The organism is Vreelandella sp. L-25, from assembly GCF_056857535.1.
The window spans coordinates 108,861-126,018 of the sequence record NZ_JBSXNH010000058.1; the positions used below are offsets into that span (position 1 = coordinate 108,861).

The 17,158-nt window shown below is 55.8% G+C and carries 23 protein-coding genes; all 23 read left to right on the top strand.

Annotation, left to right across the window (positions count from 1 at the left end):
• Positions 1–10 precede the first annotated feature (10 nt).
• The 23 genes from rpoC (at position 11) to rplR (ending at position 17,153) form a co-directional block, all read left to right on the top strand.
• On the top strand, positions 11–4,225 hold the full coding sequence (rpoC, locus tag AC13CN_RS07115; protein ID WP_483053102.1) for a DNA-directed RNA polymerase subunit beta': 4,215 nt from the start codon (positions 11–13) through the stop codon (positions 4,223–4,225).
• Positions 4,226–4,422: 197 nt separating this feature from the next.
• Positions 4,423–4,797, top strand: a complete 375-nt coding sequence (gene rpsL / locus AC13CN_RS07120) for a 30S ribosomal protein S12 (protein ID WP_009098973.1) — start codon at positions 4,423–4,425, stop codon at positions 4,795–4,797.
• Positions 4,798–4,938: 141 nt separating this feature from the next.
• A complete protein-coding gene (rpsG, locus tag AC13CN_RS07125) occupies positions 4,939–5,409 on the top strand; it encodes a 30S ribosomal protein S7 (RefSeq protein ID WP_016915771.1) in 471 nt (156 codons plus the stop codon).
• 166 nt (positions 5,410–5,575) lie between these two features.
• Positions 5,576–7,699: an elongation factor G gene (gene fusA, locus AC13CN_RS07130; RefSeq protein ID WP_062362755.1), complete on the top strand. Its 2,124-nt coding sequence runs from the start codon at positions 5,576–5,578 to the stop codon at positions 7,697–7,699.
• A gap of 29 nt (positions 7,700–7,728) precedes the next feature.
• A complete protein-coding gene (tuf, locus tag AC13CN_RS07135) occupies positions 7,729–8,922 on the top strand; it encodes an elongation factor Tu (RefSeq protein ID WP_044628837.1) in 1,194 nt (397 codons plus the stop codon).
• Between the two features lie 160 nt (positions 8,923–9,082).
• On the top strand, positions 9,083–9,394 hold the full coding sequence (gene rpsJ / locus AC13CN_RS07140) for a 30S ribosomal protein S10 (protein WP_009098983.1): 312 nt from the start codon (positions 9,083–9,085) through the stop codon (positions 9,392–9,394).
• Between the two features lie 150 nt (positions 9,395–9,544).
• Complete coding sequence (rplC, locus tag AC13CN_RS07145; protein ID WP_044628835.1) at positions 9,545–10,183, top strand: 50S ribosomal protein L3; 639 nt, start codon at positions 9,545–9,547, stop codon at positions 10,181–10,183.
• Positions 10,184–10,198: 15 nt separating this feature from the next.
• Complete coding sequence (gene rplD, locus AC13CN_RS07150) at positions 10,199–10,804, top strand: 50S ribosomal protein L4 (RefSeq protein WP_062363019.1); 606 nt, start codon at positions 10,199–10,201, stop codon at positions 10,802–10,804.
• Positions 10,801–11,097 (top strand): 50S ribosomal protein L23, encoded by a 297-nt coding sequence (gene rplW / locus AC13CN_RS07155; protein ID WP_009723902.1) that lies wholly within the window; start codon positions 10,801–10,803, stop codon positions 11,095–11,097. The genes rplD and rplW overlap by 4 nt, the downstream gene beginning before the upstream one ends.
• A gap of 17 nt (positions 11,098–11,114) precedes the next feature.
• On the top strand, positions 11,115–11,945 hold the full coding sequence (rplB, locus tag AC13CN_RS07160; protein WP_044628832.1) for a 50S ribosomal protein L2: 831 nt from the start codon (positions 11,115–11,117) through the stop codon (positions 11,943–11,945).
• Between the two features lie 33 nt (positions 11,946–11,978).
• Entirely contained in the window at positions 11,979–12,254 is a 276-nt protein-coding gene (rpsS, locus tag AC13CN_RS07165) for a 30S ribosomal protein S19 (protein ID WP_009098993.1), read from the top strand.
• A gap of 18 nt (positions 12,255–12,272) precedes the next feature.
• Positions 12,273–12,605: a 50S ribosomal protein L22 gene (gene rplV / locus AC13CN_RS07170; protein WP_044628831.1), complete on the top strand. Its 333-nt coding sequence runs from the start codon at positions 12,273–12,275 to the stop codon at positions 12,603–12,605.
• An 11-nt stretch (positions 12,606–12,616) separates the two neighbouring features.
• Positions 12,617–13,321 (top strand): 30S ribosomal protein S3, encoded by a 705-nt coding sequence (gene rpsC / locus AC13CN_RS07175; protein WP_018917731.1) that lies wholly within the window; start codon positions 12,617–12,619, stop codon positions 13,319–13,321.
• A 15-nt stretch (positions 13,322–13,336) separates the two neighbouring features.
• Positions 13,337–13,750 carry a 50S ribosomal protein L16 gene (gene rplP / locus AC13CN_RS07180; RefSeq protein ID WP_007112000.1) on the top strand — a complete coding sequence of 138 codons (414 nt, stop codon included), beginning with the start codon at positions 13,337–13,339 and terminating at the stop codon, positions 13,748–13,750.
• Positions 13,750–13,941, top strand: coding sequence for a 50S ribosomal protein L29 (rpmC, locus tag AC13CN_RS07185; RefSeq protein WP_027337514.1), 192 nt, complete (start codon positions 13,750–13,752; stop codon positions 13,939–13,941). Before rplP ends, rpmC begins: the two co-directional genes overlap by 1 nt.
• A gap of 1 nt (position 13,942) precedes the next feature.
• Positions 13,943–14,203: a 30S ribosomal protein S17 gene (gene rpsQ / locus AC13CN_RS07190; protein WP_009723897.1), complete on the top strand. Its 261-nt coding sequence runs from the start codon at positions 13,943–13,945 to the stop codon at positions 14,201–14,203.
• A gap of 50 nt (positions 14,204–14,253) precedes the next feature.
• The gene (gene rplN, locus AC13CN_RS07195; RefSeq protein ID WP_009723896.1) at positions 14,254–14,625 is read left to right on the top strand and encodes a 50S ribosomal protein L14; all 372 of its coding nucleotides are present in this window, start codon (positions 14,254–14,256) and stop codon (positions 14,623–14,625) included.
• 14 nt (positions 14,626–14,639) lie between these two features.
• Complete coding sequence (gene rplX, locus AC13CN_RS07200; protein ID WP_054640903.1) at positions 14,640–14,954, top strand: 50S ribosomal protein L24; 315 nt, start codon at positions 14,640–14,642, stop codon at positions 14,952–14,954.
• 18 nt (positions 14,955–14,972) lie between these two features.
• Positions 14,973–15,512, top strand: a complete 540-nt coding sequence (gene rplE / locus AC13CN_RS07205; protein WP_054640904.1) for a 50S ribosomal protein L5 — start codon at positions 14,973–14,975, stop codon at positions 15,510–15,512.
• A gap of 10 nt (positions 15,513–15,522) precedes the next feature.
• The gene (gene rpsN / locus AC13CN_RS07210) at positions 15,523–15,828 is read left to right on the top strand and encodes a 30S ribosomal protein S14 (RefSeq protein WP_044628827.1); all 306 of its coding nucleotides are present in this window, start codon (positions 15,523–15,525) and stop codon (positions 15,826–15,828) included.
• 32 nt (positions 15,829–15,860) lie between these two features.
• Entirely contained in the window at positions 15,861–16,253 is a 393-nt protein-coding gene (gene rpsH / locus AC13CN_RS07215) for a 30S ribosomal protein S8 (protein WP_009723892.1), read from the top strand.
• Positions 16,254–16,262: 9 nt separating this feature from the next.
• Entirely contained in the window at positions 16,263–16,793 is a 531-nt protein-coding gene (gene rplF / locus AC13CN_RS07220) for a 50S ribosomal protein L6 (protein WP_058579839.1), read from the top strand.
• 9 nt (positions 16,794–16,802) lie between these two features.
• Entirely contained in the window at positions 16,803–17,153 is a 351-nt protein-coding gene (gene rplR / locus AC13CN_RS07225; protein ID WP_044628825.1) for a 50S ribosomal protein L18, read from the top strand.
• Positions 17,154–17,158: the final 5 nt, after the last annotated feature.

Sequence of the window (17,158 nt, forward strand, 5' to 3'; positions counted from 1 at the left end):
GAGCCGTCCCATGAAAGATTTGGTGAAAGTACTCAAATCGCAATCTCAGTCCGATGAGTTTGACGCGATCAAGATTACCCTGGCGTCGCCGGACATGATTCGCTCCTGGTCCTTCGGCGAGGTGAAGAAGCCTGAGACCATCAACTACCGTACCTTTAAACCGGAACGGGATGGTCTGTTCTGTGCCAAGATTTTCGGCCCGGTTAAAGACTACGAGTGCTTGTGCGGCAAATATAAGCGCATGAAGCACCGCGGCATTATCTGTGAGAAGTGTGGTGTCGAAGTGACCAAGGCGGCCGTGCGCCGTGAACGCATGGGTCACATCGAGCTGGCATCGCCGGTGGCTCACATTTGGTTTTTGAAATCCCTGCCGTCACGTATCGGCATGTTCCTCGATATGACCCTGCGTGATATCGAGCGCGTGCTGTACTTCGAAAGCTTTGTGGTCATCGATCCCGGCATGACCACGCTGGAGCGTGGTCAGCTGTTGAACGACGAGCAGTACTTCGAAGCGCTAGAAGAGTTCGGCGATGATTTCGATGCCCGTATGGGTGCCGAAGCGGTTCAGGAGCTGCTGAAAGATATCGATCTGGAAGAAGAGATCAATACGCTGCGTGAAGAGATTCCGCAGACCAACTCTGAAACCAAGATCAAGAAACTGTCGAAGCGCTTGAAGCTGCTGGAAGCGTTCTACCACTCCGGCAATGCGCCGGCGTGGATGGTCATGGAAGTGCTGCCCGTGCTGCCGCCGGATCTGCGTCCGTTGGTACCGCTGGACGGCGGCCGCTTTGCGACCTCCGATCTTAACGACCTTTACCGTCGTGTGATCAACCGCAACAACCGTCTGAAGCGACTGCTGGATCTTAACGCACCGGATATTATCGTGCGTAACGAGAAGCGGATGCTCCAGGAAGCGGTCGACGCGCTGCTGGATAACGGCCGCCGTGGTCGTGCGATTACCGGCTCTAACAAGCGCCCGCTGAAATCGCTTGCCGATATGATCAAAGGTAAGCAGGGTCGTTTCCGTCAGAACCTGCTGGGTAAGCGCGTAGACTACTCAGGCCGTTCGGTCATTACCGTGGGCCCGACCCTGCGTCTGCACCAGTGTGGTCTGCCGAAGAAAATGGCGCTTGAGCTGTTCAAGCCGTTCATCTACTCCAAGCTGCAGTCGCTGGGCCATGCATCCACGATTAAAGCCGCTAAAAAGATGGTTGAGCGCGAGCTGCCGGAAGTGTGGGACATCCTGGCCGACGTTATCCGCGAACACCCGGTACTGCTTAACCGCGCGCCGACGCTGCACCGTTTGGGCATCCAGGCGTTTGAGCCACTGCTGATCGAAGGTAAGGCGATCCAGCTGCACCCGCTGGTGTGTGCGGCTTACAACGCCGACTTTGACGGTGACCAGATGGCGGTCCACGTACCGCTGACCCTGGAAGCACAGCTCGAAGCCCGTGCGCTGATGATGGCGACCAACAACGTGCTGTCGCCGGCCAACGGCGAGCCGATCATCGTACCGTCGCAGGACGTTGTTCTGGGTCTGTACTACATGACCCGTGAAAAGATCAACGCCAAGGGTGAAGGCATGGTGTTCTCCGACCTCAACGAGGTGGAGCGTGCTTTCGGCACCCAGTCCGTTTCGCTGCACGCCCGTATCAAAGTGCGTCTGGATGAAGTGGATGTCGAAGAAGAGACCGGTGAGCGCAGCTTCCACCGTCGTCTGTACGACACCACCGTTGGACGTGCGCTGCTGTTCCGCATCCTGCCGGAAGGCGTGCCGTTCGCGCTGATCGATCAGCCGATGAAGAAGAAGGCGATCTCCAGCCTGATCAACGAGGTGTATCGTCGTGCGGGCCTCAAGCCCACGGTTATCTTCGCTGACCAGCTGATGTACACCGGCTTCCGTCTGGCGACCTGGTCCGGTGCCTCGATCGGTGTTAACGACTTCGTTATCCCCGATGCCAAGACCGAGATCGTTGATGCCGCTGAAGCAGAAGTCAAAGAGATCGAAGACCAGTTCTCCTCTGGCCTGGTAACCGCAGGCGAGAAGTACAACAAGGTCATCGATATCTGGTCCAAGGCGAATGATAAAGTCGCCAAGGCGATGATGGTCGGCATCTCGAAAGAGACGGTTGTTGATCGTGACGGCAATGAAGTCGAGCAGGACTCCTTCAACAGTGTCTTCATCATGGCCGACTCCGGTGCCCGTGGTTCTGCGGCACAGATTCGCCAGCTGGCGGGTATGCGTGGCCTGATGGCCAAGCCGGATGGCTCGATCATTGAAACGCCGATCGTGGCGAACTTCCGTGAAGGTCTGAACGTACTTCAGTACTTCATCTCGACCCACGGCGCACGTAAAGGTCTGGCGGATACGGCCCTGAAAACGGCCAACTCCGGTTACCTGACTCGTCGTCTGGTAGACGTTGCTCAGGACTTGGTGATTACCGAGACCGACTGTGGCACCGAAAACGGCCTGACGCTGCACCCGATCATCGAGGGTGGCGACATCATCGTACCGCTGTCTCAGCGCGTACTGGGTCGTGTTGTGGCCATTGATGTTGTCGATCCGAGTACCGAAGAAGTACTGATTCCGCGTAATACGCTGCTCGACGAGAAGTGGTGTGCCTCGCTGGACACCATGGGCGTGGACGAAATCGTCGTACGCTCCACCATCACCTGTGATACGGCTCACGGCGTGTGTTCCGCCTGTTACGGACGTGACCTTGCCCGTGGCCACCAGGTCAACATCGGTGAGTCTGTAGGTGTCATCGCCGCACAGTCGATCGGTGAGCCGGGTACTCAGCTGACCATGCGTACGTTCCACATCGGTGGTGCAGCATCGCGTTCGTCTGCGGTCGACAGCGTTCAGGTCAAGCACGGCGGTAAAGTGCGCCTGCATAACATCAAGCACGTTGAACGTGCCGACGGCAAGCTGGTCGTGGTCTCTCGTTCGAGCGCCTTGGCGGTTGCCGACGATCACGGTCGTGAGCGTGAGTACTACAAGCTGCCCTATGGTGCTGAACTCTCCGTACGTGACAGCGACGTGGTTGATGCCGGTGCGGTAGTGGCTAAGTGGGATCCGCACACGCACCCGATCATTGCGGAAGTAGAAGGTAAGGCGCAGTTCATCGATCTCGACGAGGGTGTCACCATGCACCGCAGCGTCGATGAAATGACCGGTCTGTCGTCCATCGAAGTGATCGAGTCGGCCGCACGCCCAATGGCGGGTCGTGACAAGCGCCCGATGGTGATGCTGAAAGATGCCGCTGGTGAGTATGTATCCGTGTCCGGTTCCAATACGCCGGTTCAGTACCTGCTGCCGGGTAACTCCATCATCTCGGTGGACGACGGTGCGACCATCGGTGTAGGTGAGGTCGTTGCGCGTATACCGGTCGAGGCGTCGGGTAACAAGGACATCACCGGTGGTCTGCCCCGCGTGGCTGACTTGTTCGAAGCGCGTAAACCCAAAGAGCCTGCCATTTTGGCGGAAATCAGCGGTGTGGTGAGCTTCGGTAAAGAGACCAAAGGTAAGCGTCGTTTGACGATTACGCCTGAGTCTGGCGATCCGTTCGAGGCGCTGATCCCGAAATGGCGTCAAATCGCCGTGTTCGAAGGCGAGACGGTCGAGAAGGGTGAGGTGATCTCCGATGGCCCAAGCAACCCGCACGATATCCTGCGTCTGCTGGGTGTCGCGGAGCTGGCCAAGTACATCACCGCCGAAGTACAGGACGTTTATCGTCTACAGGGCGTAGGCATCAACGACAAGCACATCGAAGTCATCGTGCGTCAGATGCTGCGCAAGGTGGAGATCACCGATTCCGGCGACTCTGACTTCATTACCGGCGACCAGGCGGAACTGGTGCGCGTACTGGAGCAGAACGAGCGCCTGGAGAAAGAAGGCAAGTTCCCGGCCAAGTATCAGCGCTTGCTGCTGGGTATCACCAAGGCCAGCTTGGCCACTGAGTCGTTCATCTCCGCCGCGTCGTTCCAGGAAACGACCCGCGTACTGACCGAAGCAGCGGTAACCGGCAAGCGCGACTACCTGCGCGGCCTGAAAGAAAACGTGGTGGTTGGGCGTCTGATTCCGGCAGGTACCGGTCTGACTCACCACGCAGAGCGTCGTCGCAAGCGCGAAGACGTAGAGCGTCTGTTCAACCCCTCGGCTACCGAGGTTGAGCAGGAGCTGGGTGCTCAGTTGACCGCCCTGGATTCAGACGACGATCTGTAACCCAGGACAGGCCACGAGCAGCCAAGAGCGGCTGACCCTGAATGGCAGGAACCTGGCGGTAAACCACCGCCAGGGCTTGACGCCAGGCAGGGGCAGCCTTTAGAATGCGCAGCCTTTAACAGTGGGGTGGGTGCGCCCGCATCCGCTGCTTGTATTTGTTAATAGGCCAAGGCAACCATTGGAGTCAGCTAAACACCATGGCAACGATTAATCAGCTAGTGCGCAAGCCGCGCAAGCGCCCCGTCACCAAGAGTGACGTGCCTGCGCTTCAGGCATGCCCGCAAAAGCGCGGCGTTTGTACGCGCGTTTACACCACCACCCCCAAGAAGCCGAACTCGGCCCTGCGTAAGGTTTGCCGTGTGCGCCTTACCAACGGTTTCGAAGTCTCTTCTTACATCGGTGGTGAAGGTCACAACCTCCAAGAGCACTCTGTTGTTCTGATTCGCGGCGGTCGTGTAAAGGATTTGCCAGGTGTGCGTTATCACACCGTTCGTGGCGCCCTTGACACCTCTGGCGTACAGAACCGTAAGCAGGGTCGTTCTAAGTACGGTACCAAGCGTCCGAAGTCCTAAGGCGTCTTGTTGCAGCGTCTTAAGACGCTGGCGTTGTTACCTTAATACGAATATGACGGTCTGATAAGAGTAAGGTCGGGCGGCGCTATTGGCGCAATGAGTTCCGGGTTTACCTGAAGGATCCTTAATTGAGGGCTTATCATGCCTAGAAGAAGAGTTGTAGCTAAACGCGAAATCCTGCCGGATCCTAAGTTCGGAAGTGAGCGTCTGGCGAAGTTCATGAACCACCTGATGGTCAGCGGCAAGAAGTCCGTAGCTGAGCGCATCGTCTATGGTGCGTTGGACAAGGTTGCCGAGCGTAGTAAAGAAGAGCCGCTGGAAATCTTCGACAAGGCGCTGGAAACCATCCAGCCGATGGTCGAAGTAAAGTCGCGCCGCGTGGGTGGTGCTACTTATCAGGTGCCGGTTGAAGTTCGTCCGTCACGTCGCCAAGCGCTGGCTATGCGCTGGCTGGTAGACGCTGCGCGTCGTCGCGGTGAAAAAACGATGGTACAGCGTCTGGCAGGTGAAATGCTGGATGCCGCTGAAGGCAAAGGCTCGGCTGTTAAGAAGCGTGAAGATGTGCACCGTATGGCAGAAGCCAACAAGGCCTTCTCTCACTATCGTTTCTAAACTCGGCGTTTCTGAGTTTGTGTTTGATTTTGCTGGTTGTGCTGCGCTAAAGAGTTTTTTCGCCATGCTGCAACACACTGCCGCTACCTTTGGGGTGGCGGCGGTGGGATACGCAAAATGAACACTGCTGAATTAACGAGCATTGCCAACTAACGGGAGCTTCACCGTGGCACGCAAAACACCGCTTAATCGCTATCGCAACTTGGGTATTGTTGCCCACGTTGATGCAGGTAAGACAACCACGACAGAACGCGTTTTGTTTTACACTGGCGTAAACCACAAGCTGGGCGAAACCCATGAAGGTGCTTCGACTACTGACTGGATGGAGCAAGAGCAGGAGCGTGGTATTACTATCACCTCGGCTGCTGTTACTACCTTCTGGAAAGGTATGAATCACCAGTTTGATGAGCACCGCATTAATATCATCGACACCCCTGGGCACGTTGACTTCACTGTCGAAGTTGAGCGTTCTTTGCGTGTTCTTGATGGTGCTGTGGTTGTACTGTGCGGTTCTTCCGGCGTTCAGCCGCAGACCGAAACCGTATGGCGCCAGGCCAATAAATATGAAGTTCCGCGTATGGTCTTCGTCAATAAGATGGACCGTACCGGTGCAGACTTCTTCATGGTTGTTGACCAGTTAAAGGAGCGCTTAGGTGCTAACGCTGTGCCAATCCAGATTAACTGGGGTACAGAGGAAGACTTTAAAGGCGTTATCGACCTGATCGAGATGAAGGCTATCCTCTGGAATGAGGCAGACTTAGGTACTTCGTATGAGCTTGTCGATATTCCTGCTGAGCTACAAGAGACTGCCGAAAAATATCGCGAGCAAATGGTCGAAGCCGCAGCTGAAGGCTCTGATGAATTGATGGATAAGTACCTCGAAGGTGAGGAGCTGACCATTGAAGAAATCAAAGCAGGCCTTCGTGCGCGCACACTGGCTAGCGAAATCGTTCTAGTGACCTGTGGTTCTGCCTTTAAGAATAAGGGTGTTCAAGCAGTCCTGGATGCGGTTGTTGAGTATCTGCCCTCGCCGACAGAAGTTAAAGCAATCGAAGGTGAGCTGGACGACAAAGACGGCACCATCGCGACTCGTGAAGCAGACGATAGCGCTCCGTTCGCTGCACTAGCGTTCAAGATCGCCACCGACCCCTTCGTTGGTACGCTGACCTTCATTCGCGTCTACTCAGGCGTTCTGAAATCTGGTGATGGTGTTTATAACTCCGTTAAGCAGAAGAAAGAGCGTGTTGGTCGTATCGTTCAGATGCACGCCAACTCTCGCGAAGAGATCAAAGAAGTACTCGCAGGCGACATCGCTGCTTGTATCGGTCTGAAGGACGTCACTACAGGTGATACCCTGTGTGATATCGATCACAAGATCGTGCTTGAGCGCATGGAGTTCCCGGATCCGGTTATCTCTGTTGCCGTAGAGCCTAAGTCGAAAGCTGACCAGGAAAAAATGGGTGTTGCGCTGGGTAAATTGGCCCAGGAAGATCCTTCCTTCCAGGTGAAGACCGACGAAGAGACCGGCCAGACCATCATCTCGGGTATGGGCGAGCTGCACCTGGATATCATCGTTGACCGTATGCGTCGCGAGTTCAAGGTAGAAGCGAACATCGGCAAGCCGCAGGTTGCTTACCGTGAAACGATTCGTGGCAGCGTCGAGCAGGAAGGTAAATTCGTACGTCAGTCCGGTGGTCGTGGTCAGTACGGTCACGTGTGGCTGCGTATCGAGCCGCTGACTGCAGAAGAGAAGGGTGAAGGCGAAGAAGAGATCTTCTTCAAGTTCAACTCTGAGATCGTAGGTGGTGTGGTTCCGAAGGAATACGTACCTGCGGTTGAGAAAGGTGCTTTCGAGCAGCTGCAAAATGGTGTCATCGCGGGTTACCCGATGATCGACGTCAAAGTCACGCTGTTTGATGGTTCCTACCATGACGTGGACTCTAACGAGACTGCGTTCAAGATTGCTTCTTCTATGGCAGTGAAAGAAGGTGCCAGGAAGGCCAAGGCCGTGCTGCTGGAGCCGGTGATGAAGGTCGAAGTCGTGACCCCCGAAGAGTTTATGGGTGACGTCATGGGCGACCTGAACCGTCGTCGCGGCCTGGTGCAGGGCATGGATGACTCTTCCTCTGGTAAAGTCATTCGTGCAACGGTGCCACTGGGTGAGATGTTCGGTTATGCAACCGATCTGCGCTCACAGACCCAGGGCCGTGCGAGCTACTCTATGGAGTTCGCGAAGTACGAGGAGGCGCCCTCCAGCGTCGTTGAAGCCGTCATCAACCAAAACGGTTAACCGTTAGCTAACGTAAAGAGGTTATAGCAGTGGCTAAGGAAAAATTTGAACGTTCCAAACCGCACGTCAACGTCGGCACCATCGGTCACGTCGACCACGGTAAAACGACTCTGACAGCGGCCCTGACCCGCGTGTCTGCTGAGGTTTTCGGCGGCGACTGGCGTGAATTCGATACCATCGATAACGCTCCGGAAGAGCGTGAGCGTGGTATCACCATCGCGACATCTCACGTTGAATACCAGTCTGAAGTGCGTCACTACGCACACGTTGACTGCCCGGGACACGCTGACTACGTCAAGAACATGATCACCGGTGCTGCCCAGATGGACGGCGCGATCCTGGTATGTTCTGCCGCTGACGGCCCCATGCCGCAGACGCGTGAGCACATCCTGCTGTCTCGTCAGGTTGGCGTTCCGTACATCGTTGTGTTCCTGAACAAAGCGGACATGGTCGATGACGAAGAGCTGCTCGAGCTGGTCGAAATGGAAGTTCGTGAACTTCTGTCCGAGTACGACTTCCCGGGTGACGACACGCCGATCATCACTGGTTCTGCGCTGATGGCGCTGAACGGTGAAGACGAGAACGGCATGGGTACTACTGCGGTAGCTAACCTAATCAAAGCTCTGGATGACTACATCCCTGAGCCGGAGCGTGCGATCGACCAGCCGTTCCTGATGCCGATCGAAGACGTATTCTCTATCTCTGGCCGTGGTACCGTTGTTACCGGTCGTGTAGAGCGCGGTATCGTTAAAGCTGGTGAAGAAGTGGAAATCGTGGGTATCCGCGACACCACCAAAACCACCGTTACTGGCGTAGAAATGTTCCGTAAGCTGCTCGACGAAGGTCGTGCAGGTGAGAACGTTGGTGCGCTGCTGCGTGGTACTAAGCGTGATGACGTTGAGCGTGGTCAGGTACTGGCGAAGCCGGGCACCATCAACCCGCACACTGTCTTCGAAGCCGAAGTCTACGTACTGTCCAAAGAAGAAGGTGGTCGTCACACGCCTTTCTTCAAAGGCTACCGTCCCCAGTTCTACTTCCGTACCACTGACGTAACAGGTACTTGTGAACTGCCGGAAGGCGTTGAAATGGTAATGCCGGGCGACAACGTTAAGATGGTTGTTACCCTGATTGCTCCAATCGCTATGGACGAAGGTCTGCGCTTCGCAATCCGCGAAGGTGGTCGTACCGTTGGTGCTGGCGTTGTTGCAAAAATCGTCAAGTAAGCTTGCTTGATGATTGATCAAGAGGGGCTCTTGCGAGCCCCTTTTTCTGCGCACCAATAGCAAATGTTTGACATGGGCTTTTGGCGTGCCTATAATGCGCATCCTTTGAATGCGTGGGTAGACGGCTCGCGCCGTCGACATCCATTGGAGTTTAGGGCAAATGCAGAACCAAAAGATTCGCATTCGGTTGAAAGCGTTCGACCATCGCCTGATTGATCAGTCCACAGCGGAGATCGTTGAAACCGCTAAGCGTACTGGTGCTCAGGTTCGTGGGCCGATTCCGCTGCCGACCAACCGCGAGCGCTATACCATTCTGATTTCACCGCACGTCAACAAAGATGCGCGTGATCAGTATGAGATTCGTACTCATAAGCGTGTGCTCGACATCGTTGAGCCGACCGAGAAAACTGTTGATGCGCTGATGAAGCTCGATCTCGCCGCTGGCGTAGACGTGCAAATCAAGCTCGACTAATACACTAGACACTTCGCGGCCCAGCGCTCACCGTTTTAATATGTGAGCAGCAGCCGCCGCGCCGTGAGGCGCCACACAATGTGCTAGTGGAATGCTCTGGAAAGGGCAGCCATAGCGGGTGATAGCCCCGTACACTATAGGAGACTGAGTATGACTATCGGTTTAGTCGGTAAAAAGGCCGGGATGACCCGTGTCTTTACCGAAGATGGCGCATCCGTGCCCGTGACCGTTATTGAAGTTGATCCTAACCGTGTAACGCGCGTTAAGACCATTGAGTCTGACGGCTACGCAGCGGTTCAGGTGACTACAGGTTCTCGTAAAGCCAAGCACCTCACCAAAGCGCAAGCTGGACAGTTTGCCAAGGCGGGTGTTGAGGCTGGTCGTTCACTGATGGAATTCCGTCTTGCAGAAGGCGAAGAAGCTCCTGAAGTGGGTGGCGAACTCACCGTATCCCTCTTCGAAGCTGGTCAAATGATCGACGTGACCGGCACCTCTAAGGGTAAAGGCTTCCAGGGTGCTGTTAAGCGCTGGAACTTCCGTACCCAAGACAACAGCCATGGTAACTCCCTGTCGCATCGCGCGCCGGGTTCTATCGGCATGTGTCAGACACCTGGTCGCGTATTCAAAGGCAAGAAAATGGCCGGTCAAATGGGTAACACCCGTTGCACCGTGCAGAGCCTTGAGATCGTCCGTGTCGACGCCGAGCGTAACCTGCTGCTGATCAAAGGCGCAGTACCGGGTGCTACCGGTAGCGACGTTATCGTTCGCAGCGCCGTGAAAGCTGGCTGAAGGGGATAATTACCAATGAATCTGAATCTTGCTGCAGGCACGGGTACCGTTGAAGTAGCCGACGCCACTTTTGGCAAAGAATTCAACGAAGCGCTGGTGCACCAGGTCGTTACCGCCTACTTGGCTGGTGGCCGTCAGGGTACACGCGCTCAAAAGAACCGTTCCGACGTACGTGGTGGTGGTAAGAAGCCGTGGCGTCAGAAGGGTACCGGTCGTGCACGTGCCGGTACTATTCGCTCTCCGCTGTGGCGCAGTGGCGGGGTTACTTTCGCGGCGCGTCCTCAGGACTTCAGCCAGAAAGTTAACCGCAAAATGTACCGCGCGGCGATGCGTTCCATCCTGTCTGAGCTGGTACGTCAAGAGCGTTTAGTCGCTATTGAAGAGTTCAGCGTAGAAGCGCCGAAGACCAAGCAGGTAGCTGCCAAGCTGAAAGAGCTCAACCTTGAGAAAGTGTTGATCGTCACTGAAGAGGTTGACGAAACGCTCTATCTGGCCGCACGCAACCTTCCCCACGTCGATGTGGTGGATGTCGCTGCAGCTGATCCGGTGAGCCTGGTTGCCTTTGATAAGGTCCTGGTCACCGTCTCCGCCCTGCGTAAATTCGAGGAGAAGCTGGCATGAACCAGGAACGCGTATTCAAGGTTCTGCTTGGACCGCACGTGACCGAAAAGGCCGCGATGGCAGCCGAGCGCAACCAGTACGTTTTCAAGGTGGCAAGCGATGCTACCAAGCCCGAGATCAAGAAAGCCGTTGAAGCACTGTTCGGCAAGAAGGTCGGCAGCGTTCAGGTGCTGAACGTTAAGGGTAAAACAAAGCGTACTGCTCACGGCGTTGGCCTGCGAAAGGGTTACCGCAAAGCGTATGTGACCCTGGCTGCGGGTGAAACGCTCGAAGACTTCTCTGGCGCCGAATAAGGGCAGGAGTACGGATAATGGCAATCGTCAAGACCAAACCCACATCCGCCGGTCGTCGCCACGTCGTCAAGATCGTTGGTGAGGAGCTGTACAAGGGCCGTGCTTATGCACCGCTTTTGGAAAAACAGTCCAAGTCCGGTGGCCGTAACAACTACGGTCGCATCACCACCCGCCACGTGGGCGGTGGTCACCGTCATCACTATCGGTTGATCGACTTCAAACGCACCAAAGATGGCATTCCTGCCACTGTTGAGCGTCTGGAGCACGACCCGAACCGCAGTGCGCACATTGCGCTGCTGAAGTATGCCGATGGCGAGCGTCGTTACATCATTGCACCGAAAGGTGTCAGCGCGGGTGACGTGCTGGAATCTGGTGTTAACGCGCCCATCAAGAAAGGCAATGCCTTGCCTCTGCGTAACATCCCGCTGGGTTCTACCGTTCACGGTATCGAACTGAAGCCGGGTAAAGGCGCGCAGATTGCTCGCAGTGCCGGTACTAGCGCTCAGCTGGTTGCTCGTGAAGGTAATTACGCCACCCTGCGTCTTCGCTCTGGCGAAATGCGCAAGGTTTTGGCTGAATGCCGCGCAACCTTGGGTGAAGTGAGCAACTCCGAGCACAGCCTGCGTCAACTTGGCAAGGCCGGTGCGAAGCGCTGGAGAGGTGTGCGTCCGACTGTTCGCGGTGTCGCGATGAACCCGGTGGATCACCCGCACGGTGGTGGTGAAGGCCGCACCAGTGGTGGTCGTCACCCGGTATCCCCATGGGGCGTGCCGACTAAGGGTCACAAGACGCGTAAGAACAAGCGCACCGACAAGCTGATCGTTCGTCGTCGTAATAAGACACGTTGATCTAAATTGCCAAGACATTAAGAGGTAACGGCTGTGCCACGTTCACTAAAGAAAGGTCCCTTCATTGACCTTCATCTTTTGAAGAAGGTAGAGGCTGCAGTGGAGAAGAACGACCGTAAACCGATCAAGACTTGGTCGCGTCGTTCGATGATCCTGCCAAACATGGTAGGCCTCACAATCGCTGTCCATAACGGTCGCCAACACGTCCCGGTGCATGTTTCCGAGGAAATGGTTGGTCACAAGCTGGGCGAATTCGCTGCTACTCGCACTTATCGCGGGCATGCGGCGGACAAGAAAGCCAAACGGTAAGCCAGAGAGGATTAAGAGATGGAAGTCACAGCTAAGCTGAGTGGCGCTGCTTTATCCGCACAGAAGGCCCGTTTGGTGGCTGACCAGGTGCGCGGTAAACCGGTCGCCGAAGCTCTTGACCTGCTGACCTTCTCCCCGAAGAAGGCTGCCAAACTGGTCAAGAAAGTGCTTCAGTCCGCCATCGCGAATGCGGAAGAAAACAACGGCATGGACATCGACGAGCTGCGTGTCTCGACCATCTGCGTCGATGAGGGCATGACGCTCAAGCGTATCAAGCCGCGCGCCAAAGGCCGTGCGGATCGTATCTTGAAGCGCACCTGCCACATCACCGTCAAGGTAGCCGAGAAGTAGGAGTCGACCAGATGGGTCAGAAAGTCAATCCAACAGGCATTCGACTGGGCATCGTCAAAGACCATGCTTCTGTCTGGTATGCCGAGCGCGGCGCCTATGCCGATAAGCTCAACAACGATCTCGAAGTGCGCAGCTTCCTGGAAGAGCGTCTTAAAAACGCTTCCGTAAGCCGCATCCACATCGAGCGTCCGGCGAACAATGCCCGCATCACCATCCACACTGCCCGTCCGGGTATCGTGATTGGTAAAAAAGGTGAAGATGTCGACCGTCTGCGTCGTGATCTGACCGAGATGATGGGCGTACCGGTTCATGTGAACATCGAAGAAGTTCGCAAGCCGGAGCTGGATGCCAAGCTGGTCGCTGCTAACGTAGCCGGTCAGCTTGAGCGTCGCGTGATGTTCCGTCGTGCCATGAAGCGCGCGGTACAGAACGCAATGCGTCTTGGCGCTGGCGGCATCAAGATTCAGCTGTCAGGTCGTCTGGGTGGTGCCGAAATCGCACGTACCGAATGGTACCGCGAAGGTCGCGTTCCGCTGCACACTCTGCGTGCGGACATTGACTACGCCACTTACGAAGCTCACACCACCTACGGCGTCATCGGCGTCAAAGTGTGGATCTTCAAGGGCGAAATCCTCGGCGGTATCGAGGAAGTACGTGCCAAGGCTAAGCAACAGCAGCCTGCCGGCAACGCGCCCAAGAAGAAAGGTTCCAGGTAAGGGGAGAGCGAGTCGATGTTACAGCCCAAGCGTATGAAATTCCGCAAGATGATGAAAGGCCGCAACCGTGGCCTAGCGCATCGCGGAAGCAAGATCAGCTTCGGGGAGTACGGTCTCAAAGCAACCGGTCGTGGCCGCATCACTGCGCGTCAGATCGAAGCCGGCCGTCGTGCGATCACACGTCACGTCAAACGTGGCGGTAAGATTTGGATCCGCGTATTCCCTGACAAGCCGATCTCCAAGAAGCCGCTCGAAGTTCGTATGGGTAAGGGTAAAGGTTCAGTTGAGTACTGGGTAGCCCAGATCCAGCCGGGTCGGGTCCTGTACGAAATTGAAGGTGTATCCGAAGAGCTGGCCCGTGAAGCATTTGAACTGGCCGCCCAGAAGATGCCCCTGTCCACCACCTTTGCGAAACGGACGGTGATGTGATGAAAGCCCAGGAAATTCGTGAAAAGTCCGCAGGAGAGCTCAAAGAGCAGCTCCTCGAGCTCCTCCGCGAGCAGTTTAACCTGCGCATGCAGAAGGCCACTGGCCAACTGAGCCAGACTCATCTGCTCAAGCAGGTCCGTCGGGATATCGCCCGCGTTAAGACTGTGCTCAACGAGAAGGCAGGTGATTGAGATGGCCGAAGAGAAGAAAACACGTACGCTGACCGGCAAGGTGGTCAGCGACAAGATGGATAAGTCCATCGTCGTTATGATCGAGCGTCGTGAGCGTCACCCGATCTACGGAAAATACGTTAAGCGCTCCACCAAGCTGCACGCCCATGATGAGGCGAACCAGGCAAAGGCAGGCGATACGGTTTCCATTCAGGAGTGCCGTCCGCTTTCCAAGAAGAAAGCCTGGACGCTGGTCGAGGTGGTCGAGCAGGCCAAAGGTTAACCCCTGCGTCTGTCCAACCAGTGCAGTCAGATTAGGTTTGGAGAAAACCGATGATTCAGACTCAGACAATGCTGGATGTCGCCGACAACAGCGGAGCGCGCCGGGTGCAATGCATCAAGGTGCTAGGCGGTTCACACCGTCGTTACGCCCGCGTTGGTGACGTCATTAAAGTAACGGTGAAAGAAGCGATTCCGCGCGGTAAGGTCAAAAAAGGCCAAGTGCTGAAAGCGGTAGTCGTTCGTACCCGTAGTGGCGTCCGTCGTAGTGACGGTTCGCTGATCCGTTTCGATGGAAATGCGGCAGTTTTGTTGAACAACACCAACGAACAGCCGATCGGCACGCGTATCTTCGGGCCGGTAACTCGTGAGCTTCGTAATGAGAAGTTCATGAAGATCATTTCCCTAGCGCCTGAAGTGCTGTAAGGAGCGAGGCGGATATGCAAAAGATCAAACGTGACGATGAAGTCATCGTCATCGCCGGGAAGGATAAGGGCAAGCGCGGCACCGTTAAGCGGGTGTTAGACAACCGCTTCGTGGTGTCCGGTGTGAACATGATTAAACGTCACACCAAGCCCAATCCCATGGCGGGAAATCAGGGCGGTATCGTCGAGCGTGAGGCTCCGATTCACGCGTCCAACGTAGCCATCTTCAATTCGGAGACCGGTAAGGCGGATCGCGTCGGCTTCCAAGTTAAGGAAGACGGTACCAAGGTACGTATCTACAAGTCGACGCAGACGCAGATCGACGCCTAACGCGAGTCGGGTAGCAAAATGGCGAACTTGAAAGAACGTTATCAAAACGAGGTGGTGGCTCAACTCAAAGAGCAGTTCAGCTACGCCAACGTAATGCAGGTACCCCGGATCACGAAAGTGACTCTGAACATGGGTATCGGCGAAGCGGTCAGTGATAAAAAACTGATCGACAACGCTATCGGCGATCTGGAGAAGCTCTCTGGTCAAAAGCCGCTAGTAACTAAAGCACGTAAGTCCATCGCGGGCTTCAAGGTGCGCGAAGGTTGGCCGATCGGTATTAAAGTAACACTGCGCTCCGCGCGTATGTGGGACTTCCTGGACCGTCTGGTGAACATTGCGATTCCTCGCGTGCGTGACTTCCGTGGTCTCAATCCGAAGTCTTTTGACGGTCGCGGCAATTACTCTATGGGTGTGCGTGAGCAGATCATCTTCCCAGAGATCGAGTATGATAAAATCGATCGCGTACGGGGGCTGGACGTCACTATCACTACTACCGCCAACACCGACGAGGAAGGTCGTGCGCTGCTTGCAGCACTGAACTTCCCGTTCAAGAAATAAGGGTTGGATCATGGCTAAGAAAAGTATGGTAGAGCGTGAGCTCAAGCGTACTCAGCTAGTCGAGAAGTATGCGGCTAAGCGCGCAGAGCTCAAGAAAATCATCTCGGACGTGAACGCTTCTGAAGAAGATCGTTTCGAGGCGACGCTGAAGCTGCAGCAACTGCCGCGCGACTCAAGCCCGGTGCGTCAGCGTAACCGCTGCCGCGTGACTGGCCGTCCGCACGGTTTTTACAACAAGTTCGGTCTCGGCCGTAACAAGCTGCGTGAAGCCGCCATGCGTGGCGACGTCCCTGGTCTGAAAAAGTCCAGCTGGTAACGCTACGTAGAATCATCAGGAGCGCACATTAAATGAGCATGCAAGACACTCTGGCGGATATGTTTACCCGTATCCGCAATGCGCAGATGGCCACCAAGGAGACGGCTACCATGCCGTCCTCCAAGCTGAAAGTTGAAGTGGCCCGAGTGCTAAAGGAAGAAGGCTACATTACTGACTTTACGGTGGCTGAAGGCGTTAAACCCGAGCTCACCGTGACTCTCAAGTACTTTGAGGGCAAGCCGGTTATTGAGCACATTCAGCGGGTTTCCAAGCCGTCTCTGCGCCAGTACAAAGGCAAGGACAACCTGCCTAAGGTCGCCGATGGTCTGGGTATCGCGATTGTCACCACCTCTAATGGTGTCATGACCGATCGTGCCGCGCGCCAAGCAGGCGTCGGTGGCGAAGTCATCTGCACCGTATTCTAGGAGGCTGGAATGTCCCGCATAGCGAAATATCCGGTTAAAGTGCCTGCCGGCGTTGAGATTAAAATCAATGCCGACCAGCTGACCGCCAAAGGCGGCCAGGGCACACTATCTATGACCGTTCACCAAGACGTGGTGATCGCTCAAGAAGATGGTCAGCTGACCTTCGCCCCGAGTGAGTCTGCCAAGAGCTGGGCAATGGCCGGTACTACCCGCGCCTTGGTTCAGAACCTGGTAACGGGCGTATCCGAGGGTTTCACAAAAACTCTCGAAATTGTTGGCGTCGGTTATCGTGCCCAAGCTAAGGGCCAGACGCTCAATCTTTCACTGGGCTTCTCGCACCCGGTCGACTACGAACTGCCTAAGGGTGTTACAGCGGAAACGCCGAAAAACACCGTGATCGTGCTGAAAAGCGCGGACAAGCAGATGCTCGGTCAGTGCGCCGCGGAAATCCGCGCCTTCCGTCCGCCAGAGCCGTATAAAGGCAAAGGTGTACGGTACGCCGACGAGCAGGTGCGTCGCAAAGAAGCCAAGAAGAAGTAAGGCAGGGTTATGAACGCGAAGAAAGAATCTCGTCTCCGTCGTGCCCGCCGCGCTCGCGCCAAGATCCGCGAGCTGGGCGTGTATCGCCTGTGCGTCAACCGTACCCCGCGTCACATCTATGCGCAGATTATCTCGCCGGATGGTGGCAAAGTGCTAGCCAGTGCTTCTACGCTGGACAAAGCACTGCGCGAGGGTGCGACCGGCAACACAGACGCGGCCTCTAAGGTCGGTGCTCTGATTGCTGAGCGCGCTAAAGAAGCAGGCATCACCCAGGTGGCCTTCGACCGTGCTGGCTTTAAGTATCACGGTCGCGTCAAGGCTCTGGCCGACGCCGCTCGTGAAGGCGGCCTGGAATTCTAAAGGGT